Consider the following 23627-nt stretch of genomic DNA (forward strand, 5'->3'; position numbering starts at 1 on the left):
ATGTTTTCATTTGATCAATACTTAGCCATAGACTACGGAAGCACCTTTTTAAAAGGGGTTCTTTTTAAAAAGGTGCTGGGAAAGGTGACGATCCTTCGTACAGAAAGTCTTCCCGTAGTGGAGTTGGACGAAAACGAGGGAGATCCTTTCGAATACAATATCGTTCGTTTCATTCAGTCCTTTTTTCCGGAAGAAACCAGGTTCCTTTTGAACTTGGGGATTCATAATCTTTTTGTTAGAGATCTGACTGTTCCTCTTACTTCTGAAAAAGCCATTTGGGAAGTTTTGCCTTTCGAGGTGGAAAACTTGGTTCCTTATCCTATGGAAGAGTTGGAAGTGATAGGAAAAACTTGGAGGGTCGGAAGTGAAAATTCCGAAGTGATTTCCTTCAATGTTCATCATTCCGAATTGAATCGTGCCCTGAAACCTTTTGCCAAAGGGGATCTTCATCTAAGTTGTCTTTCTCTTGATTCTTTCGTTCTTTCTTCCCTCATCACTAAATATTATAATTCTCTTATACATGAAAAAACGATCATTCAGTTGGATATAGGCGGCAAATATTCCATTCTGAACATTCTGCACGAAGGGAAATTAAGACACACCCGTCAGATTTATTTGGGCGGAGAAGAACTTACCGAAGAAATCAGCAAGGTTTTGAAAACGGATTTGGTTCGTGCGGATGAAATCAAACAGAACATCGATTTTTCCCTTTTTGCGGAAAACCTTCTAGATGAATCCGAAAATAAATTTTTAGCAAAATATTCCATCAGCCAAATTCAATTTCGAAACATAAAGAAGTTCATTCTGTCCAAGTTCGATGATTTGATTCATGAGATGGAGAACAGTATCTTCTCTCTACCCGAATCGGAAAGACCTGAGATGCTTTATCTTTCCGGGGGGGGAAGCCAGTTCAGAGGACTTGCCGAATCGATCCAAACCAGACTCAATCTTCCTGTAAATAGATACGAAGCGTTGGGAATCGACGATCCTAGTTTGGTGACCGCCATTGCGACTGGAATCCATTTCGAATCGAAGTCCCAAGTCAATTTTTTGGGAACAGGTTTTGCGAAACGAATCAACACAAATCGTTTCAAACTGTCCGCATTCAAACCTCATTTAATTCTGGTTACGATTTCACTCTTACTTTTATTCGGAGTTTTTATCATCGGGATGATTCTGGACAATCGAAAGATTGCGGCAAATAAGAAGATTCTGATCGAAAAATACAAAGCAGGAATGGGAGCAGAGATTTCCGAGGACGAGGATGTTCTTGAAGCTGCCAGTATAAAATTAAAAGAAGAAAGAAAAAAAACGGAGATCTATCGTTTGTTTCTTTCTAAAGAAAGTATTTTAGATCTTTTGAATGAAGCTACGGAACAGTTCCCCAGCAGCGAATCTTTGCCGTTCGTTTTGGACAATTTTACCTTTGAAGACAATTATGAGATTCAGATCTACGGAAGAGTGAATGATTTTGCGGACATCGGAACCATTCAGTCCGCGTTAGCGAAATCGGAAAAGTTCACAAATATCCAAGCACAGAACAAACGTCTGATCACAGGTGTGACCAAGTATAAGGTCAGTTTTAAGATCAAAATGGATATAGTGATTCCTAAGGATGATATATAAATGTTCGATCGTCTGAATGATAGAGAAAGATTATTCGTTTTCGGAGGAGTTTTCATTGTAGTAGGACTTCTCGTGTATACAGTGTTTGCTCTTCTTGCCGATTTTAGGAACAAACTCACTACAGAGATTTACGAAACCGGTTCCCAAGCGGTGCAGTTGGATCGAATCATCAGAGAATACAATTATCTTCGCAGCCTACAGACTACCGGCGGTGAGGAAGATGTAAGTGTTATGTATTCCAAATTGGAACAAATATTGGTGCGCTACAATTTAAAAGACAAAGTGCAAACCATGAAAGATTCCACGAATTCAGTCGAAGGGAAAAAAGACTACAATCGTATCCAAATCGACGTATCTTTTCGATCCGTTCTGTTGCAGGACGTGATCAAACTGATTTATGACATAGAAAAGAACAAACAATTGTTAGGGAAAGTGGATCGGTTTACTTTTAGAAAACCGTTTGCGGAAAAAGAAATTTACGATGTGGATCTGCGTGTTTCTTCCTACTATCGTTCCGCTAAAAAAGGGAAATAATTATGGCGAAAGATAAAATCAAAGAACCTGCTTTGGAAGAAGAAGTTTTGGAAGATGTATTGGTTCAAGAATCTTTGCTGGAACCGGACGAGGACGATCTTTTATCCAATGACGAAACGGAAGAAGAGGATAAAAAATTAAATTCTCAAAAGATCTTTTATCTGATAGGAATCGGAGTTCTTTCTTTTTTACTCTTTGTTTTCATCACTTTCCCTTTGAACGAGATCGTTCGCGCTTTTCTTACCAGTTCCTTTAAAGATACAGGGATTCTTTTGGAAGCAAAAGAAATTAAATTCCCTATCTTCGGCAGAAAGTTCTTCGACAGTTTTGCAGTTCGTTTTCCTTCCGGAACCGTTTTAAAAGCGGAAGAAACCAGTCTTTCTCTTTCCCTTCTGGGTCTGATCAATTATAAACTGGAAGGGGATGCTGACATCAGCTTCTTTAAATATGAAGGAGGGGAATGGTCCGTTCAAATCAAGTCCCTTCAAATTCCGATTAAACTTTCCGGTTTGGAAGACAGAATTACAAAATGGAACGGAGAAGGAGAAATTCAGTTTTCCGGAGGAAAGTTTTTCGAGTCTATGGAAATCCCTCTTTTGGGAAGTTTGAAAGGACAGGAAATCAAAAGAGGAAGTTTTCAATTTAAGATTCGTTCCGGTAAATTATCCGTAGAAAAAGGAACGATCGATTCTTCCGTCGCTAAAATTCAAATCAACGGAGTGATTCGCCTTTCCGATGTGATCACCCTTTCTCAGTTAGATCTGAGAGTTTGTTTCAGCTTAAACGAACAATTCGCAAAAGAACGCCAGGATATCGCTGGCCTTTTTACCTTGATTCCTCAGGAAAACGGAAGAGCTTGTGTTCCCATCAGAGGTTCCGTATCTTCTCCTAAAGTGGATGTTCCCAACTTTAATCAGTTAGGTGTCGCCCCCATTCAAACGGAAGAATCGGGAAATCCTTCGGCAACTGAGCCCGCTCCGGCAAATCCATAAATCTATCAGCCGCAGGAATGACAGTTCCTCTTTTTTTCATTAAGTCGAGTTGATCCGAACTTAAAAGTTTGTCGCTCGTTTCCAAATCATTTGCAAAAGCCCCTTTTTCGATTTTTCCTCTTCCATATATTGATCGAATCCTGTGAGGATTTCATATTCATCATAAAACTCTTCCGCTTGGCTCCATTTCCTGTAGGTATAGAAGGATTTTGATGCAAGATATTTCCCATAATTGTCCGTATGAGAATGACCTACTGAGAAAAATAAGAATATAAAAACATACTTGTTCATGAAGGAAAAGTAAAACGAGAGGAGGAGGAGGGTAGAAACTCTTCTTTCCGTTCTAGCGATCTTTGAATGAGATCCTAGAACCTTTCGGAAAGAAGAGGTTTGTAAGTTTGTTTAATGTTTGTTTCTTAAGAGCAGCCTGTGGTCGCTCCGCAAGAAATACATTTCAAACAAGCACCGTTACGAACCATTTGGAAGGAACCGCATTCCGTGCAGGAATCTCCCGTATAACCTTTGATTCTTGCTTCGGCAATATTTCTCAAAGTTTCTGCAGCGCTTGCTCCTGGTCCAGAGGAAGCAGCGGTCGCACCTACCAAACTAGGCTCCTTATCTTCCAAAACGGATTTCATGGAAATAGGAGAGATTTGCAACGGCGGTTTCGGATTCAATCCGTTGCTCTCAGACTTTCCCACGGAATCACGAGTGGAAGAATCGGATTTGCGACCCACTTCGTCCGTTCTTAGGTCTTCCGGAGACACCTGTGCCAAATCGTATCTGCCAAGGTAAGTCACAGCCAGTTCGCGGAAGATATAGTCGATCACAGAGGTGGACATCTTTAAGTGTGCATTTCCGGAAACCATTCCGTTTGGCTCAAATTTGAAGAAAGTAAATGCTTCTACAAATTCTTCCAAAGGAACTCCGTGCTGCAAGCCTAGAGATACCGCAATGGCGAATGCATTCATCAAAGATCGGAAAGCTGCTCCTTCTTTGTGCATATCGATAAAGATCTCTCCCAATTGACCGTCTTCGTATTCTCCTGTGCGAAGGTAGACTTTGTGTCCTCCTACCATCGCTTTTTGAGTATAACCTGCACGGCGGTGAGGGAGTTTTCTTCTCTCTGCTATGTATTTATAAACCAGTTTTTCTGCGACTTCCGATACCGTTTTAGGGACAGTTGCCGCAATTTCTTCCTCTTCTTCTCCCACCGCACTGAGTAGTTGGAATACTGAGTTGAGTGGTTGAGAAAGTTTGGATCCGTCACGATACAAAGCGTTCGCTTTGATCATTACCTTCCAGGACATCAAGTATGCGTTTTTCACATCGTCGATGGTTGCCTCTTCTGGAAGATTGATTGTTTTGGAAATCGCTCCCGAAATGAACGGCTGAGCTGCCGCCATAATTCGGATATGGGATTGATAAGAAAGGAAACGTTTTCCGAACTTACCGCATTTGTTTGCGCAATCGAAAACAGCTAGGTCTTTCTCTTTAATGAAAGGAGCGTTTTCAATCGTCATAGTCCCGCATACATAATCATTTGCCAGGTTGATTTCTTCGGAAGTGAATCCTAAGTATTCCAATAAGCTGAAGCTAGGAGAATTGTAAACGGTAGGATCGATTCCCAATGTTTTTGCAAGGAAATCTTCGCCTAAAGTGTATTTGTTGAATGCGAATTGAACATCGAAAACGAAAGGAAGTTGTTTTTCGATTTTTTCTAAGATATCTTCCGTGAAACCTTTTTCTTTGAGTCTGGCAGTGTTGAGTCCAGGAGCTCCATTGAAGGTTGCATGGCCTTTACAATAGTTCACGATCGCATCTTGTTCTGCTTGAGAGTAACCTAGTTTTTTTAAGGCAATCGGTACGGATTGGTTGATGATTTTAAAATAACCGCCACCCGCGAGTTTTTTGTATTTCACGAGTGCGAAATCCGGTTCGATTCCCGTTGTATCGCAATCCATCACAAGCCCGATCGTTCCGGTAGGAGCGATCACAGTCACTTGAGCGTTTCTATATCCGAATTGATTTCCTAAATCCAAAGCTCTGTCGGAATCTTCCTTTGCTGCTTGGAGAAGGTAAGTAGGCAGATAAGAAGGATTGATTCCGATCGGAGTGATGGTCAAACCCTCGTATTCTTCTTTCGGAGCATTGTAAGCGGCTCTTCTGTGGTTGCGGATCACTCTGAGCATATGCTCTTTGTTTTTCGCATAACCGTCGAAAGGTCCTAATTCTTTTGCCATTTCCGCAGAAGTTGCATAAGAGGTCATGTGCATGATGGAGGAGATCGCTCCAGTCACTGCCATCGCTTCTTGAGAATCGTAAGGGATTCCCATTACCATAAGAAGGGAACCTAGATTGGCATAACCCAAACCAAGAGTTCTGAATTTATAAGAAAGTTCTGCGATTTCTCTGGAAGGGAATTGAGCCATCAAAACGGAGATCTCCAAAATGATGGTCCAGATTTTGTTCAGATAACGATAACCTTCTACATCGAAACTGCCGTCTTCTTTCAGGAACTTCACTAAGTTCGCAGAAGCCAAGTTACATGCAGTATTGTCTAGGAACATGTATTCGGAACATGGATTCGAAGCGTTGATCGCTCCGTCTTCCGGACAAGTATGCCATTCGTTGATGGTAGTGTGATATTGAGTTCCCGGATCTGCGGAACTCCATGCGGCATTGGAAATTTTTTCCCAAAGGTCGCGTGCTCTTACCGTCTTAGATGCCTTAGGTTCTCTTTTTTCCTTATTCGCTTTTTCTTTCTCTGTACGATTGTAGAGGTGGAAAGGAAGATCTTTTTCTACCGCTTCCATAAACTCGTTTGTGATTCTTACAGAATTATTGGAGTTTTGGCCGGAAACCGTATTGTATGCTTCCGATTGCCAATCCGTAGTGAGTTCTTCGAATAGTATGTCTTTGTAACCTTGTTTGGAAAGGTCGATGACTCTTTTGATGTAATTGTCTGCGATAAAGGACTTACGTGCCTTTTGGATGGCAGTTTTTAGGGCAGGGTTGGCTGCAGGATCATAAGCTTTTTCTTCTCCTAAGGAAGATTTCGCCTGATTGCAAGCCGCCATAATTTCGTTCAAAAGTTTGTTGTTGAGAACGGATCCAGTGACAAGAGATGCCACTTTTTTCTCTTCTTGCACTTTCCAATCGATGAATTCTTCGATATCGGGGTGATCCATATCAAGGCAAACCATCTTCGCCGCACGACGAGTGGTTCCTCCCGATTTGATGGCTCCTGCAGCTCTGTCTCCGATTTTAAGGAAAGACATTAGTCCTGAGCTTTTTCCTCCGCCTGACAAGGATTCGTTGGCAGCACGTAAGTTGGAGAAATTGGTTCCAGTTCCGGAACCGTATTTAAAAAGACGAGCTTCTCTGACCCAAAGATCCATGATTCCGCCTTCATTGACTAAATCATCGTCTACGGATTGAATGAAACAAGCATGTGGCTGAGGGTGTTCATAGGATGAGGAAGAACGAACCAATTTTCCCGACTTAGGATCTACATAATAATGACCTTGGGATTTTCCATCGATTCCATAGGCCCAATGGAGACCTGTATTGAACCATTGTGGAGAGTTCGGTGCCGCCATTTGGCTCGCGAGCATAAAAATAGTTTCTTCATAGAAGGCTTTGGCACTTTCTTCATCGGAAAAGTAACCGTGTTTGTATCCCCAATAAGTCCAGCAGCCTGCCAGACGGTGGAACACTTGCTTCGAATCGTTTTCTCCTACGAAACGGTCTTCCGGCTTTAAAGCGGAAAGTTTTTCTTCGTCAGGAACGGATCTTTGGAGCCAATCCGGAATTCCGTTTTCTTTGACTTTTTTAAGATACTTGGGCACTCCCTTTCTGCGGAAGTATTTCTGCGCAAGGATGTCTGTGGCAACCTGAGACCAGAATTCAGGAACTTCCACATCGTTTGCTTCGAATACGCTGGAACCATCCGTGTTCGTAATTTTTGAATCTCTTTTTACCCATATAATATTTGGGTAAAGACCAGTGTTTCCTTTAGTGAAATGCCTCTCTATCTTCATGTAGACCCCATCAACAACAACATACAGTATTTCTATTTTTCCCCTTACCAGAAGCGATAAGGATTATGTCACAATGCAGGAAAGGGAAGAATGAAACATTCCTTTTTTACGGAAGGGTGCTGTGAATTTTCGAAAATTTTCCCTCAAAAAATAGAATTACGTCGCATTTTTTTATTTGACCAGAGAGGGCTTTTCCATACCATGGCCATGAGATTGGACATTCCCCTTTAGCTCAGTCGGTAGAGCAAATGACTGTTAATCATTGGGTCGCTGGTTCGAGCCCAGCAGGGGGAGCCAATTTTTTTTCCTTCCTATTTATTTGTCTGCCTTGGGCAGATGTTTTCCTAAAATTCCCTTCTTTTTTCAGCTAAAAATCTACTTTTTCCATTTGAAGAACCAATAGAAATGCAAGTGATTTTACGTTTCTTTCAGTCCGAAATAATCTGCCAGTTTCAAAGAAGTTAGGATTTTTGCCAAACTAGGCTGAATTCCCAAATAACTCACTTTGATCTCGTGTTTGGCACATTTGGATTGGAAAGAAAGGAGCCTGCTGAGGGCGAGAGAGCTGATCATTTCTGTCTGGTGCATATGGATTTGAACCAAATTTCCGCCTCGGTTCAATGCGGACTCAAGGGCGTGTTCGAATTCTACCGAATTTCCGTCCAAACAGGCTTCCATGAATTCAATGACACACCCTTGGGACGATTCTGATACTTTGATTTTGTTTGAAATGATGCGATCATCGAGTGACATGTTTTCTATTTCCTATCTATATTCTTTATATTTTGATAAATAGGACGAAATATTTGCAGGAATCGTAACAAAGGAGAGATCGAATTTAAATCTTATGATGGGACTATTGATTTTTGTTAATATTTTATTTCCTTTTCTTGTCTTGTTTGCGTCCGAGGATTTGTTTCAGAAATCGGAACAAATGATTTTGGTTTTGCAGGATGTAGAAAAGAAAAAAACTACTCTGCAGCTTTATGAAATCGTAGAAGGGCAGTGGAGAGAGAAGGGATCTCCCATTTTGGCGGCGGTAGGAAGGAACGGGCTTTTCTCCGCTTCCGAAAAAAAGGAAGGGGATGGGGCCACACCGAAAGGAGAATATCCTTTGTTACGCGCTTACGGATACCGTTCTCTTTCTCGAATTCATTTTCCTTATGAGGTCAATACCTCCAATCATTATTGGGTAGATGATTCTTCCTCTGAATTGTACAACCGAAGAGTCAAGGGAAAGCCGAAAGCGAAGTCATACCATTCTCTTCTTAGGAAAGACAATTTGTATAAGTATATGATTGTAATTGAATATAATACGGATCCTGCGGAGGAAGGAAAAGGGAGTATGATCTTCATTCATCCTTGGGCGGATGCATCCAAACCGACTTCGGGCTGTTTGGGGATTAGTGAGGAAAAATTAAAAGAGATTTTACTCTGGCTGAAGAAAGATAAAAACCCATCGTTGTGGATCGAAAGTTATTCAGAAGTGAAGTAAGCTCTGAAAGAAAAACCGATTCGATTATTTGAAATCAGAGCAGGATAGACTCACTTTGAGACTGCAAAAGAAAGTTCGTTTGAGAACAGGCAAAAAAATTAAGGGATTCCTCTATTTTCCACCTCATTCATTCTTTTTCCATATACTCAAAAATTTTTTTCTAAAATCTTTTTATCATTTGCATTTTAATTCGAAACCACTATAATTCGTCCGAATTTAGGAGGAATCAATTTGGACAGTACAGATGGGGAATTTTCAGTGGTAGGACTTTTGTTTTATTTAGCTCTTACCGTCGGTATCATCGTGGCAATGTGGAAAACGTATGAAAAAGCAGGAAAACCTGGTTGGGCTGCGATCATTCCCGTTTACAATTTGATCATACTCATGGAAATCGTGGGAAGACCTACTTGGTGGGTGATTTTATTTTTCGTTCCTTGCGTGAACTTCGTGATTATGTTCATGGTCATGATCGACTTGGCAAAATCTTTCGGCAAAGAATGGTGGTTCGCATTTCTATTCTTTATCCTAGGTGCCGGATACTTTATTCTCGGCTTTGGTAAAGATGAATACAAAGGACCTGCTGCACCTACAAAAGAAGCAGCTTAAAAGCGTATCTGTAAGATATTTCGGGCAGGATACATTCCTGTCCGGAATTTCGAAGATACATTTTGTTCGTTTTTTTTATACGGTCTTTTTTTTAGTTTTAGCTGTCGTTCTTGCTCGACTGATTCCCTTAGATACCGAATCGGAATATTGGTTTTCCATTTGTTGGTACAAAGCGATTACCGGTTTGGATTGTATCGCCTGCGGTTTAGGAAGATCCATCCTTTGTTTATTTCGATGGGACTTATCTTCTTCTTTTTCCTATCATCCTTTCGGACCTGCCATCGGTTTCGTTATCGTAATGTTAAGTATCCTTCGTTTTCATCTTCCGAAAAAATTCCATCAATTGGTCTACAGTCGATCCTTTAGCTACTTTGTTTCTGCATCTTTTTTTGCGATGGGTATTTGGTTTTTCTTTTATAAGAATTAACTCTAAAGCAATTCGAATTTGAACCTCCCTTTGAGTGATTGCTTGCTTTCACTCAGCAGAGGTAGAATATTACTTCGAATACTTTTACTTTTGAAGCCTTATTTTAATTTCAAATACCATCTATTATGAGGCAATATGTAGCTTCCCATAATGTATATTATGTCGCATTGCGAATTTATCGTTTGTATGACAAGTCACATAGGTACACATTAGATCACTCTCATGGGTAACACTTTTATTCATCAATCTTTTCATTGGACAGTAGTTTTTACGGTAAGTGATAGGAACGGGTCTTTCTTTATTTCCATTCAGAGATTTCTTCTAGGTCTTCTCTGTTGATGAAGTGTCTGGTTCCATCTTCCCAGGTAAAGGATATGGATTGCAGTTTGATCTTATCGTATTCCACAGCATAAAGATAGGTTTCCAGTTTGCAGCTTTCCGTGGCTCCGACTCGAATCGGTGTATGAAATTTACAGATGAGTTCCGGGGTTTTATAGGTTTCAGGGATTAGGATGAGTCCTTGTTTGTCGAAGGCAAACAGAAGCACGGAAAGATCTTGTATGGAATGAATGGAAAGGTTTTGAGCCTTCAGAGAGAGTTGTAGGTTTTTAGTTGTTTTTCCCGGTTCGTTCTTTAGTTCCAGGAAGATCGGATAACCTGAGTTTTTCGCTTTTTCTTTTAAGGAAAAAAGTTGAGGGTCTGTGCTCGCACAGCGGCTGGCCAAAATTAAGAAAAAAATTGCCAGCAGGAAGGAGTGTTTCATTTATCTGGCAGGAAAAGGAATCATCAGATTGGCTTTATCTCCCATTACATTTTGAGGAAGACGCCCGTCCCATTTTTCAATCCACATTTTTTGAATCATAAGAGGTGTGAGTTGTTGAGATTCCAACCGGATTTGGTTGGCAGTTCCTTCCGCTTTCGCTTTTTCGATTTTTGCCTGTGCGACTGCTTCTCTCAATTCGTTTTCTCTCTGTTCCGCTTTTTGGATCTGTTCGATTTTTGCATCTAGCGCTTGTTTTACTTTGTCTGGAAGTCTCATGGTTCCGATCCAATACAGTCTTTCCACTATGATACCTTTTCCTGAAAATTCAATTTTGACAGCTTCCGTAGCTTTTTCGATCAGTTCGACCCTTCCTTGTCCGTAGATCATATCGGAAGTCATGCTAGAAGCCAGTCTGTTGAGTACGTCTCGTACTGCTGTTCTTAAAACACTGTCCGTAATTTCGTCGATTCCTCTTCTATAGGTTTGAAACAAAACATTTGCTTTATCCGGTTCCACTCGGAACTGAATCCCTACGTCCGCATTGACAGTAAGACCTTCTTTGGTTTGGATGTCTATGGATTCGTTGGTCTCTGAATCTTCCTGGAAGTCAGCAGTCCACACATAAGTTTTTGTGAATGTAGGATACAAATAAAGTTCCTCGTTGATTCCAACCCAATAACGTCCTACTCCTAATTCTTCGGAATCGACCCCTTTGCTGGAACCTAATAGATATACCTTAACTCCTACATAACCTGCCGGAACCTTTTCACATCCTGTCATAAAGAAGAAAATGAGAATCGAAATCAAAAGTACAAATAGAATGCGTTTTTTATTTTTCATGAGTTTCCTTTCCGAGTTTTAAGATCTGATCCTTAAAGATCCAACCCAAAATGGGAGGAATCCAAGAACCTACAAGTGCCGCAAGACCCAAGATTACCTTACTGTCTTCCGAGCTTGAGATGAGTATGGGAAGTTGATAGGCATATAAGAAGCCGTAAAATAAAACCGAGAGAGTCAGTGTAAAAAATAAAAGCAACTTGATTCTGGGATTCATTCTTCCTCTAAAGAAGTATCTCCCGATACCTCTGTTTCGGGAAGTATTGGTTCTCGGAAAAAGGGGGTCAAATGAAATTCAAAAAGATTTATGAATTTACGAAACCTGTACCAAGTCTAGAAATGGACGTATACAAATGATCTATCCGCTTCTTACACATAAAAAGGAAGAAGAACCTCATTCTGTAATGCAAAAAATTACCACACCTAATCTCTCTTCAGGAGCAATTCAATGACCTTGAGTCTAGACTTCTTTCGTTCCTCCATCGGAAAGAAGATCATTATGGCCATTACCGGTTTTATCTGGTTTGGGTTCGTGATCGCGCATATGTTAGGGAATCTTCAGGTTTTCCAAGGACCTGAAAAACTAAACGCTTATGCTAAATTTTTAAAAGACCTAGGCCCTTTGTTATGGGTCGCTCGCATCGGTCTCTTGGTTGCCTTCTTCGGGCACGTGATCGTCGCCATTCTTTTGAAAAAGGAAAACTCAGCCGCTCGCCCTGTGGCTTATGCAAAACAATCCACCATTCAGGCATCGAAAGCTTCCCTCACAATGATTTACAGCGGTTTGCTCCTTCTTACCTTTCTTGTATATCACCTACTCCACTTTACGTTAGGCGTAACCAATCCGGATCATTACTCTTATGAATACATTCTCAAAAACGGAGATGTGGTTCACGATGTATATGCCATGGTAATTTTGGGATTCCAACAGCTCCCTATTTCCATCGCCTACGTAGTGTTCATGTTTTTTCTGGCACTTCATTTTTCCCACGCACTGGGTTCCATGTTCCAATCTTTGGGAATCCTTGCTCCGAAACACAATCCTATCATTCAAAAAATCGCAACCGGTTTGGCTGTGATCGTATTCGTCGGAAATAGTTCCATGCCGATCTCTATCCTTCTCGGATGGGTCAAGTAGGACATAGGAGATAATTATGAAATTAGATGCAAAGATCCCTTCAGGCCCTATCGAACAAAAATGGGACAAACACAAACAAGACATCAAGCTGGTAAACCCGGCAAACAAACGTAAGTATAAGGTCATCGTAGTAGGTTCCGGACTTGCAGGTGCTTCCGCAGCCGCTACACTTTCCGAACTAGGCTATCAAGTTTCCGTATTCTGCTTTCAAGACTCTCCTCGCCGTGCTCACTCGATCGCAGCTCAAGGGGGAATCAACGCCGCAAAAAACTATCAAAACGACGGTGACTCCGTTTATCGTTTGTTCTATGATACAGTAAAAGGCGGGGATTTCCGTGCTCGTGAAGGAAACGTTTACAGACTTGCACAAGTATCTACGAACATCATCGACCAGTGTGTGGCGCAAGGGGTTCCTTTCGCCAGAGAATACGGCGGAACTCTTTCCAACCGTTCCTTCGGTGGAGCTCAAGTTTCCAGAACTTTTTATGCAAAAGGGCAAACAGGACAACAGCTTCTTTTAGGAGCCTACTCCGCTCTTGAAAAACAAATCGGTAGAGGCGCTGTGAAAATGTATGCCAGAACCGAAATGTTAGAATTGGTTCTAGTGGACGGTCATGCGAAAGGGATCGTAGTCAGAGACTTAGTGACCGGTGAAATTTCCTCTCATGCGGGAGATGCGGTTATTTTGGCTACGGGAGGATACGGAAACGTATTCTATCTTTCCACAAACGCAAAAGGTTCCAATGTAACCTCCACTTTCAGAGCTTATAAAAAAGGTGCTGCGTTTGCAAATCCTTGTTATACGCAAATCCATCCTACTTGTATCCCTCAATCGGGAGACTACCAATCCAAACTGACACTTATGTCTGAGTCCCTTCGTAACGACGGTAGAGTTTGGGTACCTAAGAAAAAAGGTGATCTTCGCCCTCCTCATGAGATTCCTGAAGGAGAAAGAGACTACTATCTGGAAAGAAAATACCCTTCCTATGGAAACTTAGCTCCTAGAGATATCTCTTCTCGTTCTGCTAAGGAAGCTTGTGACAATGGTTTAGGAGTCGGTCCTTTGGTCGGCGACAAACGATTGGGAGTGTATTTGGATTTCTCCGACGCCATCAAACGTCTGGGTGAGCCTGTCGTTGCGGATCGTTACGACAACCTTTTCCAAATGTATGAAAGAATCACCGGAGAGAACCCTTATAAGGTTCCGATGCGTATTTATCCTGCGGTTCACTATACGATGGGTGGTCTTTGGGTAGATTATAACTTGATGTCGAACATTCCAGGATTACACGTATTGGGCGAAGCGAACTTCTCCGACCACGGAGCGAACCGTTTGGGCGCTTCCGCATTGATGCAAGGTTTGGCGGACGGTTACTTCGTGATCCCTTACACAATCGGAGACTACTTCGCAAAAGAAGGTCATAAAAATATTTCCACAGACAGACCGGAATTCAAAGAAGCGGAAGCTCGTGTAAAAGAAATGACTTCTAAGTTCTTGTCTATCAACGGAAAAAGAACTCCTGATGATTTCCACAGAGAACTAGGAAAAGTGATGTGGGACAAATGCGGTATGGCTAGAACAGATGCAGGTCTTAAGGAAGCTTTGAAAAAAATCCCTGAGATCAAAGAAGAATTCTGGAAAAACCTGAAAGTTGCTGGAGGTGGAGCGGAACTCAACCAAGAGCTTGAAAAAGCAGGTAGAGTGGCCGACTTCCTTGAGTTTGGCGAATTGATGTGCTTAGATGCTTTGAAAAGAGAAGAATCTTGCGGCGGTCACTTCCGTGAAGAATACCAAACGGAAGACGGAGAAGCTCAAAGAAACGACGATAAATTCTGTCATGTCACTGCTTGGGAATACAAAGGCGAAGGAAAAACTCCTGAAGAACACAGAGAACCTCTCGCATACGAAAACATCCACCTTGCCGTAAGGAGCTACAAATAGTATGAGCGAAACAATGAAATTACACCTTAAAGTTTGGAGACAAAAAAACGCGAACGATAAAGGAAAGATCGTTAGCTACGAAGCGGACAATGTGAACGAACACATGTCCTTTTTGGAAATGTTAGATGTTGTCAACGAAGGTCTTGTTGCCAAAGGAGACGAGCCGATCGCTTTCGACCACGACTGCAGAGAAGGTATCTGCGGAATGTGTTCTATGGTCATCAATGGAGTTCCTCATGGTCCAGAAAGAGGAACCACCACTTGCCAGCTTCATATGAGAAAGTTTAAGGACGGAGACACTGTTTATATCGAGCCTTGGAAAGCGAAAGCCTTTCCAGTTGTGAAAGATCTAGTTGTAGACCGTTCCGCTTTCGACCGAGTGATCCAAGCAGGAGGTTTCGTTTCCGTGAATACGGGAGGGGCTCCCGATGGAAACGCTCTTCCGATCCCTAAAGTAGATGCTGACTTAGCGATGGATGCTGCCACTTGTATCGGTTGCGGTGCTTGCGTAGCCGCTTGTAAAAACGCTTCTGCGATGTTGTTCGTATCTGCGAAAGTTTCCCACTTGGCTCTACTTCCTCAAGGACAAGTAGAGAAAAAGGAAAGAGTTCGCAAGATGGTTGCCGCAATGGACAAAGAAGGTTTCGGAAATTGCACGAACCAATATGAATGTGAAGCAGCTTGTCCTAAAGAAATTTCTGTGAACTTCATCACCAGACTCAACAGGGAATTTATCGCAAGTTAAGCGAATTTCCTATTTGTCTTCTGAAAAAGGAAAAGCCTCGGTTCGATTCGGATCGGGGCTTTTTTTATCATAGACCTGAAAGGAAATGAGATAAGTTTTAATCAGATATGGCAATAGTTTTGGTTAGGTTGTTTTCTATTGTTTTGATTGTACTTGAGCTTCTCTTTATATTGGACCATACCTACCTGGACGAGATTCATGAAGAAGCAAAAATACAGTATAAATTTATCAATAAAAATTCGGATATTCGTTGCTCAATAAACCTAACAAATATTTTAAAACATGAGAATGAAAAAACGAACCATTTTTTAGATATCCGCATCAATCCTAAGAAAGAAAAACAATTTGTTGTTTGGGGAGAAAATCCTGCAATTTGTGACGAGCTTACTTCTGACGACAGGACATCTAACTTTTATTTATACATGACTTCTCTTTACAACCATCCTACTACAATTGCAGTAACTCGAAAAACCTTTCCAGATAAGAATTATCACACTCCGTATTTACTGAATTATCAGTTTTATTTACTTCATTTTTCCTATATATTATTTTTAGTTATTTCTTTGTTTGATTTTCGATCCAAATACTTCCTCTGGTACAGAAGATTCGTGTATATTTTATACTTCAACAGAACGGTTGTTTTCTATTCTCTTATTTCGGATATGGTTGAGTACCGATTTTTTGACTCTCCATTGATATATAAGATCATTGAATGACCGGCAAATTATCGTAATTAACAGGATCAATGTAATTGAAATGAATCTGAAAAAGAAAGAAATCCTTTCGGCTGCGATCTTTTTGAACTTAGTCGGGCTCTGTTTGATGATACCGATTCTGTATAAAGGATTCGAATTCTTTCAGGTAAGGAATTGGAATAAAATTTACTGTACAATAGAAAAATCTCAGTCATTCTCTCAAAGAAATCCTGGCACAGGCGGGCGTCCTATCAGAAGAGATGTGTCATCAATCATAGTCACGAAATATATCCATAAAATCAAATTACCCAACGGTTCTTTTTTCTTTTTGGAATCTTATAAAGCATATGAAAATGAATTTCCGATTTATTTTGATCCAGAAGATCAAATGAATTATAAAGCCATAGAAACAAACGACTCTTTGTTGAATGTGATATTATTTGCAATCGGGATTGTTATGATTTTTTATACGAATTACAAAGCTGGTTATTTTTATGAGAAGGCGGACGATTTAGAGAATTATGAACATAAGAGAAACAGAAGGCTGAGAAGGCATAGATAAATTTTTTTTCAATCGAACCTGGCATCTTCCAAAAGAAAACGGATTTCAGACAATTCGATCGTTTGTTTTTCTCTCCAATTCTCAGTTAACTTTTCCCATTCTTCCAGGGACTTCCCTCTTTTTTTCCTTCCTTGGATCATCGTATTCATTCTTCTATCGATGCTTTCTTCAATCAACAAAGAGGCATTTTCCAAGAAGAGTTCGGGAGAGTTTTGAACTTCTTTATATAATAAAAACAAAGAATAGAGTCTGAATCTTTCGATCGCATTGTATTTCAGAGACAATTGGTCCGAATGTCCTCCGTATCTCATCAGAAGATTTTCTTCCAAGAGACCTACTTTTTCTCCTCTCGCCAAAATTCGATTCCAGAGATCGTAGTCTTCACAAGAAGGAAGTTCCTCTTTGAAACCTCCTAATTCCTGAAATAAAGATTTTTCCATCATCACACTCGAGGAAGTGATGAGACAAAGTTCCAATGCGTCTTGAAAGAAATTTCCTGTTTGTTTCTTGTGTTTCCCCAAGGGCTCCAAAAGATTCCCTTTTTTGTTCCAGATTTCGTTCGTTTGAGAGATTCTATATGCAGGGTTTGCCTGATGAAAACGAATCTGTTCGGAAACTTTATTTTCGTTCCATACATCGTCCGAATCCAAAAAACAGATCCATTCCCCGTTTGACTGAGAGACTCCGAAATTACGGGCAGCGCTTACTCCCCTATGCATTGTTTGGTGAATTTGAACTGTTTTCGAATTCTTTCCGAATCCTACTAGTCCGGATTTCCATCTTAAATAAGATGCGGTTAAAATCTGCCAAGTGTTATCTTCCGAACCATCGTCCACTAAAATCAATTCCCAGTGAGGATAGTTTTGTATTAACACTGAGTCCACAGCTCTTAAAGTGACTTCCTCTCTGTTGTAAGTAGGAAGTATAATGGAAACGAGAGGAGGAGTTGCACTCATAAGATCAAATCCAAGTGACTCAGTAAACCACCCTGGTGGAGATAGATCCATTTTTGCTCGAACAGCTGCGGATCGGAATTTTTTATTTTTCGATTTTCCCAAAAATCTTCCATCGTCTTCCAAGTCTTTGCGCTGTAGACCGGTTCTAACAAAAGTTTTTGTTCTTCGAATATGGATTGTATCTTCTTGTTCCAAAAAGAGGAAGTTGTAGCAAAAGATTTTCCTTTGGGAGGAGAGAACAATTGAAACTTTATCGGAGGCGCTTCCATTCTAAGAAGTTTCCATTTTTCCTCTAAAGAAGCCATCCAAGTTTTTTCCGTTTCTCCTATCATCACCCCCATCAGTTTCACAGGCTTATCGGAAAAGTAATTTGCTGCGGATAAAAAACTAAGACCGGAACCCACATCCAGCCATAAAACGAAAGGAGCCTTTTCCTTCTCCCAAAGATATTGCCAGAGACGATCCAAACCGGATACAGCACTGAAATGAAATCCGAATTCGGGCAGAAAAAACTCTCCTTCTTTGGTTTGGGAAGATGTTTCCCAATCGAAGAGCGCTTCTTTTCGATTCGAAAAGATTCTGATCTTATGAGAACTTCTTTCTGTAAGGATTCGATTCGCTGTTTTGAGTTTTCTGTCTCTCGTATAAGCAGTCGTATGAATCTGAAAACCTAAAGATCGTAATGCGAAAGAAAAACAGGAAAGAAAATTTCCATGAACGGAACCGAATAATTTCACTGTTTGAATTTTGTTTTCTTTCAGGTAGGATATAATCCCTTCCAATTTTCTCAATTTGGTTCCGAAACCGAAAGGGGATAGATCGTCTCTCAAGACGAAGACCGTTTTTTCCCTGGAAAGAGAATGTTCTTGTATGTGGAAAGGGATTGGCTTTTTTAGAATTTCCGAGAGAGCCAAAGTTCATTGGAAAAACAGAGGACTTAGTCCCCTGTTTTGAGAATCGACAAAAACGCTTCCTGAGGAATTTCCACGGAACCGATTTGTTTCATTCTTTTCTTTCCTTCTTTCTGCTTTTCCAAAAGTTTTTTCTTACGGGAAATATCCCCCCCGTAGCACTTGGCGGTTACGTTTTTACGAAGCGCAGAGATACTCTCTCTAGCCACTACTTTGGAACCGATGGCTGCTTGCAAAGGAATCATAAATTGGTGTCTAGGGATTAAATCTTTCAGTTTTTCGATGATCACCCTTCCCCTTTCCTCCGCTTTGGATTTATGAACGATGGAAGAAAGTGCATCCACAGGCTCCGAGTTCACAAGAATGTCCATCTTCACCAATTTGGATTCTCTGTAGCCGATCTCTTCATAATCCAGGGAAGCATAACCTTTCGTATGAGATTTTAACTTATCATAAAACTCGAAGATAAGCTCAGCCAAAGGAAGTTCGTAAGTAAGCTGCACTTTATCTTTGGAAAGATACACAGTATCCATGTGGATTCCCCGTTTTTCAATCACAAGAGACATGATGTTCCCGACGTAATGATCGGGAGCGATGATGGTCGCCTTTACATAAGGTTCTTCCGACTTACCGATGAGAATGGTATCGGGCCATTTGGAAGGATTGTCGATTTCGTAGACTTCATCCTTAGTATTTGTAATTCTAAATTTAACGGAAGGAGCCGTTGTGATGAGGGCTAGATTGAATTCTCTCTCTAATCTTTCTTGGACGATCTCCATATGAAGAAGTCCTAAATAACCTACACGAAAACCGAACCCTAGTGCTACTGAATTCTCCCTTTCGAATGTAAGGGCAGAATCGTTTAACTTAAGTTTTTCGATTGCATCCACGAAAGCATCGAAATCCTCTCCGTTGATGGGGAAAAGACCTGCGAAAACCATAGGTTTGGCGTCTTTAAACCCGTGAACCACAGAATCTGTTTGATTGTTTGCCAAAGTGATTGTATCTCCCGTTTTGGCATCCCCCATCTTTTTCATCCCTGCGACTACGTAACCTACATCCCCTGCTTGCAGTTCTTCTGCACTAACCATAGTAAGGCGATTGACTCCCACTTCAGTCACTGCAAATTGGCGGCCTACGTTCATCATATGGATGGTATCGCCTTTTTTTAACTTCCCGTCGTAAAGTCGAACTTTAGCCACCACTCCCATATAGGTATCGAAGAAAGAATCGTAGATAAGTGCTTTGAGAGGTTTATTGATGTCTCCTTTCGGAGGAGGAATGAGTTTGGAAATCGCTTCCAAAACGCCTTTTACATTGAGTCCGGTTTTCGCAGAAATCGGGATGGCTTCATCCGGGTCGAGTCCCAAAGACTCTTCAATCATGATTTTACATTTGTCTATGTCTGCGGAAGGAAGATCGATTTTATTGATAACAGGAATGATCCTAAGATCCAGCTCCATTGCCAGATATAGATTGGCCAAAGTCTGTGCTTCCACTCCTTGGCTTGCGTCCACAATCAATAGAACCCCTTCGCAGGCGGCCAATGATCGGGACACTTCGTACGTAAAATCCACGTGGCCGGGAGTATCGATGAGGTTGAGGTGGTAGATGTTTCCGTCTTCCGCATGGTAATCAAAGGAAGCGTTATTGGCTTTGATTGTGATTCCCCTTTCTCTTTCTATATCCATAGAATCCAAAATTTGGTCTTTTTTGGTTCTTTGGTCGGTCACAAGTCCAATCTCAAGCAGTCGATCCGCCAAAGTGGATTTTCCATGGTCCACATGGGCAATGATGGAAAAATTTCGAGTGAATTTTTGACGTTCGTTCAAGGGATCCTCAGCTTTTTAAGTCATTTTCTTGTGAGTGGGGAGATTGTCTAAAAAGTTTATTGTCAGGCCATTAAAAATCCCTAATCTGGGAACAAAGAAATACCAGGAGAAATCTAACCCCCTATGTCCCAAAATGCAAGCATTCGATCTGTACGAGCCCGTGAAATTATGGATTCCAGAGGAAACCCAACCGTTGAAGTCGATGTGACTTTGGAAGACGGTTCCTTCGGCCGTGCAGCAGTTCCTTCTGGAGCATCTACAGGAGAACACGAAGCAGTAGAACTGCGAGACGGAGATAAAAAAAGATACCTGGGAAAGGGCGTGACCAAGGCGGTCGAAAACGTAAATTCCAAAATTGCAAAAGCATTGATCGGTAGCAACGCACTCGATCAAATCGCAATCGATCAAACAATGATCTCTTTGGATGGAACTGCCAATAAATCGAAATTAGGCGCAAATGCCATTTTAGGAGTTTCCTTGGCTGTGGCAAAAGCAAGCGCATCTTATGCGAAACTCCCTCTTTACCGCTACATCGGAGGTTCTTTCGCACATGAACTTCCTGTTCCAATGATGAACATCATCAACGGTGGAGCTCACGCAGACAATAACATCGACTTCCAAGAATTTATGATCCTGCCTGTTTCCGCTCCTAACTTCAAAGAAGCGCTTCGTATGGGAGCGGAAGTGTTCCACAATTTGAAGGCTGTTTTGAAAGGCAAAGGTTTAAACACTGCAGTCGGCGACGAAGGTGGATTCGCTCCTAACCTAACAAGCAATGGAGAGGCGATCGAGGTGATCCTTCAGGCAATTGAGAAAGCAGGTTATAAACCGGATACAGACATCAAAATCGGTCTGGATTGTGCCGCTTCCGAATTCTACGATGAGAAGAAGAAAAAGTACATCCTGAAAGCGGAGAAAAAACCTGAGAAAACTGCGGAAGAGTTAATCGAATACTACTCAAATTTAGTTTCAAAGTATCCGATCATTACCATGGAAGACGGATTGGATGAGAACGATTGGACCGGTTGGAAAAAATTATCCGAAAAATTGGGCAGCAAAATTCAGCTCGTGGGTGATGATTTGTTCGTAACCAACATCGAAAAACTCTCCAAGGGGATCGAAAAAGGGATCGGAAACTCCATCCTCATTAAGGTAAACCAAATCGGATCTTTGACCGAAACTTTGAGCGCGATAGAAATGGCGAAAAAAGCGAAATACACTGCAGTGATTTCCCATAGATCCGGGGAAACGGAAGATTCCACAATCTCCCACATCGCAGTGGCTACAAACTCAGGTCAGATCAAAACGGGTTCCCTCAGCAGAACGGATAGAATCGCTAAATACAACGAACTCCTTCGCATCGAAGAAGAGTTGGGAAAAACGGCGACTTATTCCGGGAAAAATACTTTCTACAACTTGAGATGATATGACACCCTTAAAAGCCGCTCTTTCCATTTCCTATCTTTGCGTTTTGTTCTACTGTCTAGTATTGTCTACATCCGGCATTGCGGAACGCCAAATTTTGGAAAAAGAATATCTGAGAATTTCAGAGGAAGTGGAGCGGCTTTCCATTGAGAACCAGGTTTTGGAGGAAAAGGAAAAACGCCTCCAAAACGACGAATATGCATTGGAACAGGAAGCAAGAAAATACTACCTACTTTCCGAAAATGCCCATGTCCTAAAATTCGAAGAATCTAAGTCTCTCCAAGAAGAAGAGAAAAAACTGCCTATGCCAAAGGCGGCAGGATTAGAAGTGAATTTATCCCTAAAAGAACCTCCTCTTTTCCTTTTGCGTTTCTTTTACCTTACCTTCAGTGTTTTCTTGTGCCTGGGAATTTATTGGAAGCTGAAAAGCTTGCCTCCCACGTCTAACCCTAAAAGACTGAATTAATATGGCAGAAGAAGAACAACCAGAAAAAGAAATTACCGAAACACTTCAGGATCTCATCAGCGACAAAAACATCGGGAAAAAATTCCTAGAGAAACGTAAGATCTTTCTCTGGGGACCTGTGACGGACGAATCTTCGAAAGACCTTACCAACAAACTCATGTATTTGGAGTTAATGGATCCGGGAAAACCCATCACTTTTTATATCAATAGCCCTGGTGGAGTCGTTACTTCCGGACTAGTCGTTTACGATACGATGCAGATGATCTCCTCTCCTGTTCATACCGTTTGTATGGGTATGGCCGCTTCTATGGGATCGATCCTTCTGATCGGAGGAGCGAAAGGAAATCGTTCCATTTGGCCGAACGGAAGAGTGATGATCCATCAACCTTCTATCGGAGGGCAAATCCAAGCCCCAGCAACCGACCTTTTGATCCATGCAAACGATATCATCAAAACGAAGGAAAAGCTGAATCGTATGTTAGCCGACGCTTGCGGAAAAACTTACGACCAGATGGTTGAAGATACGGATCGCGATTACTATATGGATGCGGAACAAGCATTAGCTTATGGAATCGTAGATAAAATCGTAAATAAAATAGACGTTGTCTAAACCAGAATTCACTCCTAGACGGTTTTTAGAAGGCAAACATCTACAAACCGTTTATAATGTTCTTTTTCCTCCGGACAACACTCTGGAGGATGAGTTCTTCTGCGAAAGCATTCTCCTCCCTACCAGCGATGCTACAGGAGACCATCTTTGGCTTCAGCACAATCCCCCCCTTTCTCAAGTGAAAAAAAACTCAATTCCTTGGAACGGGATCTATATTCTTCTCATTCACGGAATGGAAGGAAGTTCAGAGTCTCACTATATGGTGAGTGTGGGTAAGGAAGCATTGCTGCGAGGATACGGAGTGGTGCGGATGAATCTGAGAAATTGCGGCAAAGGATTCGGCCTCGCAGGAAAACCATATAACGCTGGTCAATCGGAAGATCTGGACGATGTTTTGAATTTTATCAGAACCAAGTTTTCTTCCAAAGTATTTGTAAGCGGATTTTCTCTTTCCGCCAATATGGTGCTTAAATTTTTCGGAGAAAGAAGACCTCAAAAAGTCGCCGCCTTTTCTGCCACATCCCCTCCTCTCGATCTAAAAAGAAGCTGCGACTTTATCGATTCGAAAGCGGGTGCCTTTTACAAACACCATTTCCTTTCTACGATGAAGGAAAAAGTGGCATCGGGTGTGTATGCAATCGATGAAAAAACAACTCAAAGAGTTTTAAAAAGTAAATCCTTCTTTGATTTCGACGATTTTTTCACCGCCCCTTTGGCGGGGTATCAAAACGTATTAGAATATTATCATACCTGCTCAAGCATTCGTTATCTTTCCGGAATCAAAATCCCCGGCCTTGTGGTACATGCGGATGATGATCCTGTGGTTCCTTCCCATGTTTGGAGAGAAGTGAATTGGTCCGCATTTCCGAATATTGAAACCGTTCTTACTTCCAAAGGAGGTCATGTAGGATTTATTTCCGATCCTAGCCCCGATTTCCCGGAAGGAAGATGGCTTCCAAAAATCCTGATGGATTTTTTCGACCGCAAACGTAAGTCTTTATCATTGTAATCTTTATATATTT

The 23627-nt window shown here is 41.4% G+C and carries 24 protein-coding genes and 1 tRNA gene; 16 read left to right on the forward strand and 9 right to left on the reverse strand.

What is annotated here, in order from left to right; translation table 11 throughout:
• From EHS15_RS14270 to gspN, 3 genes are read left to right on the forward strand one after another with little or no spacing between them, the layout of a single operon-like run.
• Complete coding sequence (locus tag EHS15_RS14270) at window positions 1-1626, forward strand: cell division FtsA domain-containing protein (RefSeq protein ID WP_135761231.1); 1626 nt, start codon at window positions 1-3, stop codon at window positions 1624-1626.
• Window positions 1627-2160 (forward strand): hypothetical protein, encoded by a 534-nt coding sequence (locus EHS15_RS14275; protein WP_135761232.1) that lies wholly within the window; start codon window positions 1627-1629, stop codon window positions 2158-2160.
• Window positions 2161-2162: 2 nt separating this feature from the next.
• Window positions 2163-3152: a type II secretion system protein GspN gene (gspN, locus tag EHS15_RS14280; RefSeq protein ID WP_135761233.1), complete on the forward strand. Its 990-nt coding sequence runs from the start codon at window positions 2163-2165 to the stop codon at window positions 3150-3152.
• Window positions 3153-3212: 60 nt separating this feature from the next.
• Here gspN and EHS15_RS14285 read toward each other — a convergent pair whose 3' ends face one another.
• A complete protein-coding gene (locus EHS15_RS14285; RefSeq protein WP_135761234.1) occupies window positions 3213-3443 on the reverse strand; it encodes a hypothetical protein in 231 nt (76 codons plus the stop codon).
• Between the two features lie 125 nt (window positions 3444-3568).
• Entirely contained in the window at window positions 3569-7195 is a 3627-nt protein-coding gene (locus EHS15_RS14290) for a vitamin B12-dependent ribonucleotide reductase (protein WP_135761235.1), read from the reverse strand.
• A 221-nt stretch (window positions 7196-7416) separates the two neighbouring features.
• Between EHS15_RS14290 and EHS15_RS14295 the strand changes: the two genes are divergently transcribed.
• A tRNA-Asn gene (locus EHS15_RS14295) sits at window positions 7417-7492 on the forward strand.
• 120 nt (window positions 7493-7612) lie between these two features.
• On the opposite strand, the gene EHS15_RS14300 is transcribed toward EHS15_RS14295, so the two are convergent.
• Entirely contained in the window at window positions 7613-7948 is a 336-nt protein-coding gene (locus EHS15_RS14300) for an STAS domain-containing protein (RefSeq protein WP_135761236.1), read from the reverse strand.
• Between the two features lie 94 nt (window positions 7949-8042).
• Here EHS15_RS14300 and EHS15_RS14305 point away from each other — a divergent pair, with 94 nt between their 5' ends.
• The 3 genes from EHS15_RS14305 to EHS15_RS14315 all read left to right on the forward strand — a co-directional run bounded on the left by EHS15_RS14305 (window position 8043) and on the right by EHS15_RS14315 (window position 9723).
• Window positions 8043-8690, forward strand: a complete 648-nt coding sequence (locus EHS15_RS14305) for a L,D-transpeptidase family protein (RefSeq protein WP_135761237.1) — start codon at window positions 8043-8045, stop codon at window positions 8688-8690.
• A 231-nt stretch (window positions 8691-8921) separates the two neighbouring features.
• Window positions 8922-9296 (forward strand): DUF5684 domain-containing protein, encoded by a 375-nt coding sequence (locus EHS15_RS14310; RefSeq protein WP_135761238.1) that lies wholly within the window; start codon window positions 8922-8924, stop codon window positions 9294-9296.
• Window positions 9253-9723, forward strand: coding sequence for a DUF2752 domain-containing protein (locus tag EHS15_RS14315; protein WP_135761239.1), 471 nt, complete (start codon window positions 9253-9255; stop codon window positions 9721-9723). Before EHS15_RS14310 ends, EHS15_RS14315 begins: the two co-directional genes overlap by 44 nt.
• A 298-nt stretch (window positions 9724-10021) precedes the next feature.
• Here EHS15_RS14315 and EHS15_RS14320 read toward each other — a convergent pair whose 3' ends face one another.
• Genes EHS15_RS14320 through EHS15_RS14330 form a run of 3 tightly spaced genes read right to left on the reverse strand, consistent with a single transcriptional unit; the run spans window position 10022 to window position 11540 of the window.
• On the reverse strand, window positions 10022-10486 hold the full coding sequence (locus EHS15_RS14320) for a hypothetical protein (protein ID WP_135761240.1): 465 nt from the start codon (window positions 10484-10486) through the stop codon (window positions 10022-10024).
• Window positions 10487-11326 carry an SPFH domain-containing protein gene (locus tag EHS15_RS14325; protein ID WP_135761241.1) on the reverse strand — a complete coding sequence of 280 codons (840 nt, stop codon included), beginning with the start codon at window positions 11324-11326 and terminating at the stop codon, window positions 10487-10489. It lies immediately after the preceding gene.
• Window positions 11316-11540: a hypothetical protein gene (locus EHS15_RS14330; protein WP_135761242.1), complete on the reverse strand. Its 225-nt coding sequence runs from the start codon at window positions 11538-11540 to the stop codon at window positions 11316-11318. The genes EHS15_RS14325 and EHS15_RS14330 overlap by 11 nt, the downstream gene beginning before the upstream one ends.
• A gap of 231 nt (window positions 11541-11771) precedes the next feature.
• Here EHS15_RS14330 and EHS15_RS14335 point away from each other — a divergent pair, with 231 nt between their 5' ends.
• The 5 genes from EHS15_RS14335 (at window position 11772) to EHS15_RS14355 (ending at window position 16405) form a co-directional block, all read left to right on the forward strand.
• Window positions 11772-12461, forward strand: coding sequence for a succinate dehydrogenase cytochrome b subunit (locus EHS15_RS14335; RefSeq protein WP_135761243.1), 690 nt, complete (start codon window positions 11772-11774; stop codon window positions 12459-12461).
• A 16-nt stretch (window positions 12462-12477) separates the two neighbouring features.
• A complete protein-coding gene (locus tag EHS15_RS14340; protein WP_135761244.1) occupies window positions 12478-14403 on the forward strand; it encodes a fumarate reductase/succinate dehydrogenase flavoprotein subunit in 1926 nt (641 codons plus the stop codon).
• 13 nt (window positions 14404-14416) lie between these two features.
• Complete coding sequence (locus EHS15_RS14345; RefSeq protein ID WP_135761245.1) at window positions 14417-15148, forward strand: succinate dehydrogenase/fumarate reductase iron-sulfur subunit; 732 nt, start codon at window positions 14417-14419, stop codon at window positions 15146-15148.
• Window positions 15149-15255: 107 nt separating this feature from the next.
• Window positions 15256-15864 carry a hypothetical protein gene (locus tag EHS15_RS14350; RefSeq protein WP_135761246.1) on the forward strand — a complete coding sequence of 203 codons (609 nt, stop codon included), beginning with the start codon at window positions 15256-15258 and terminating at the stop codon, window positions 15862-15864.
• Window positions 15865-16105: 241 nt separating this feature from the next.
• The gene (locus EHS15_RS14355) at window positions 16106-16405 is read left to right on the forward strand and encodes a hypothetical protein (protein WP_135761247.1); all 300 of its coding nucleotides are present in this window, start codon (window positions 16106-16108) and stop codon (window positions 16403-16405) included.
• 8 nt (window positions 16406-16413) lie between these two features.
• Here the strand turns inward: EHS15_RS14355 and EHS15_RS14360 are convergent, their stop codons facing one another.
• From EHS15_RS14360 to lepA, 3 genes are all read right to left on the reverse strand, one after another.
• Window positions 16414-17361, reverse strand: a complete 948-nt coding sequence (locus EHS15_RS14360) for a glycosyltransferase family 2 protein (protein ID WP_135761248.1) — start codon at window positions 17359-17361, stop codon at window positions 16414-16416.
• Window positions 17358-18191, reverse strand: coding sequence for a hypothetical protein (locus tag EHS15_RS14365; protein WP_135761249.1), 834 nt, complete (start codon window positions 18189-18191; stop codon window positions 17358-17360). Before EHS15_RS14365 ends, EHS15_RS14360 begins: the two co-directional genes overlap by 4 nt.
• Before the next feature lie 107 nt (window positions 18192-18298).
• Window positions 18299-20104: a translation elongation factor 4 gene (lepA, locus tag EHS15_RS14370; RefSeq protein ID WP_135761250.1), complete on the reverse strand. Its 1806-nt coding sequence runs from the start codon at window positions 20102-20104 to the stop codon at window positions 18299-18301.
• Window positions 20105-20227: 123 nt separating this feature from the next.
• Between lepA and eno the strand changes: the two genes are divergently transcribed.
• From eno to EHS15_RS14390, 4 genes are read left to right on the forward strand one after another with little or no spacing between them, the layout of a single operon-like run.
• A complete protein-coding gene (gene eno, locus EHS15_RS14375) occupies window positions 20228-21529 on the forward strand; it encodes a phosphopyruvate hydratase (RefSeq protein ID WP_135761251.1) in 1302 nt (433 codons plus the stop codon).
• A 1-nt stretch (window position 21530) separates the two neighbouring features.
• Complete coding sequence (locus tag EHS15_RS14380; RefSeq protein ID WP_135761252.1) at window positions 21531-21995, forward strand: FtsB family cell division protein; 465 nt, start codon at window positions 21531-21533, stop codon at window positions 21993-21995.
• A gap of 1 nt (window position 21996) precedes the next feature.
• On the forward strand, window positions 21997-22605 hold the full coding sequence (locus EHS15_RS14385; protein ID WP_135761253.1) for a ClpP family protease: 609 nt from the start codon (window positions 21997-21999) through the stop codon (window positions 22603-22605).
• Complete coding sequence (locus tag EHS15_RS14390; RefSeq protein WP_246052166.1) at window positions 22598-23614, forward strand: YheT family hydrolase; 1017 nt, start codon at window positions 22598-22600, stop codon at window positions 23612-23614. Before EHS15_RS14385 ends, EHS15_RS14390 begins: the two co-directional genes overlap by 8 nt.
• Window positions 23615-23627: the final 13 nt, after the last annotated feature.

This window comes from Leptospira idonii (genome assembly GCF_004770995.1).
GTDB classification, from domain to species: Bacteria; Spirochaetota; Leptospiria; order Leptospirales; family Leptospiraceae; genus Leptospira_A; species Leptospira_A idonii.

What these genes read in the sequence shown, in the direction of transcription:
- EHS15_RS14270 (WP_135761231.1), top strand. Translation starts at nt 1, where the DNA reads ATGTTTTCATTTGATCAATACTTAGCCATAGACTACGGAAGCACCTTT.
- EHS15_RS14275 (WP_135761232.1), top strand. Translation starts at nt 1,627, where the DNA reads ATGTTCGATCGTCTGAATGATAGAGAAAGATTATTCGTTTTCGGAGGA.
- gspN (WP_135761233.1), top strand. Translation starts at nt 2,163, where the DNA reads ATGGCGAAAGATAAAATCAAAGAACCTGCTTTGGAAGAAGAAGTTTTG.
- EHS15_RS14285 (WP_135761234.1), bottom strand. Translation starts at nt 3,443, where the DNA reads ATGAACAAGTATGTTTTTATATTCTTATTTTTCTCAGTAGGTCATTCT.
- EHS15_RS14290 (WP_135761235.1), bottom strand. Translation starts at nt 7,195, where the DNA reads ATGAAGATAGAGAGGCATTTCACTAAAGGAAACACTGGTCTTTACCCA.
- EHS15_RS14300 (WP_135761236.1), bottom strand. Translation starts at nt 7,948, where the DNA reads ATGTCACTCGATGATCGCATCATTTCAAACAAAATCAAAGTATCAGAA.
- EHS15_RS14305 (WP_135761237.1), top strand. Translation starts at nt 8,043, where the DNA reads ATGATGGGACTATTGATTTTTGTTAATATTTTATTTCCTTTTCTTGTC.
- EHS15_RS14315 (WP_135761239.1), top strand. Translation starts at nt 9,253, where the DNA reads ATGAATACAAAGGACCTGCTGCACCTACAAAAGAAGCAGCTTAAAAGC.
- EHS15_RS14320 (WP_135761240.1), bottom strand. Translation starts at nt 10,486, where the DNA reads ATGAAACACTCCTTCCTGCTGGCAATTTTTTTCTTAATTTTGGCCAGC.
- EHS15_RS14325 (WP_135761241.1), bottom strand. Translation starts at nt 11,326, where the DNA reads ATGAAAAATAAAAAACGCATTCTATTTGTACTTTTGATTTCGATTCTC.
- EHS15_RS14330 (WP_135761242.1), bottom strand. Translation starts at nt 11,540, where the DNA reads ATGAATCCCAGAATCAAGTTGCTTTTATTTTTTACACTGACTCTCTCG.
- EHS15_RS14335 (WP_135761243.1), top strand. Translation starts at nt 11,772, where the DNA reads ATGACCTTGAGTCTAGACTTCTTTCGTTCCTCCATCGGAAAGAAGATC.
- EHS15_RS14340 (WP_135761244.1), top strand. Translation starts at nt 12,478, where the DNA reads ATGAAATTAGATGCAAAGATCCCTTCAGGCCCTATCGAACAAAAATGG.
- EHS15_RS14345 (WP_135761245.1), top strand. Translation starts at nt 14,417, where the DNA reads ATGAAATTACACCTTAAAGTTTGGAGACAAAAAAACGCGAACGATAAA.
- EHS15_RS14350 (WP_135761246.1), top strand. Translation starts at nt 15,256, where the DNA reads ATGGCAATAGTTTTGGTTAGGTTGTTTTCTATTGTTTTGATTGTACTT.
- EHS15_RS14360 (WP_135761248.1), bottom strand. Translation starts at nt 17,361, where the DNA reads ATGAGTGCAACTCCTCCTCTCGTTTCCATTATACTTCCTACTTACAAC.
- eno (WP_135761251.1), top strand. Translation starts at nt 20,228, where the DNA reads ATGTCCCAAAATGCAAGCATTCGATCTGTACGAGCCCGTGAAATTATG.
- EHS15_RS14380 (WP_135761252.1), top strand. Translation starts at nt 21,531, where the DNA reads ATGACACCCTTAAAAGCCGCTCTTTCCATTTCCTATCTTTGCGTTTTG.
- EHS15_RS14385 (WP_135761253.1), top strand. Translation starts at nt 21,997, where the DNA reads ATGGCAGAAGAAGAACAACCAGAAAAAGAAATTACCGAAACACTTCAG.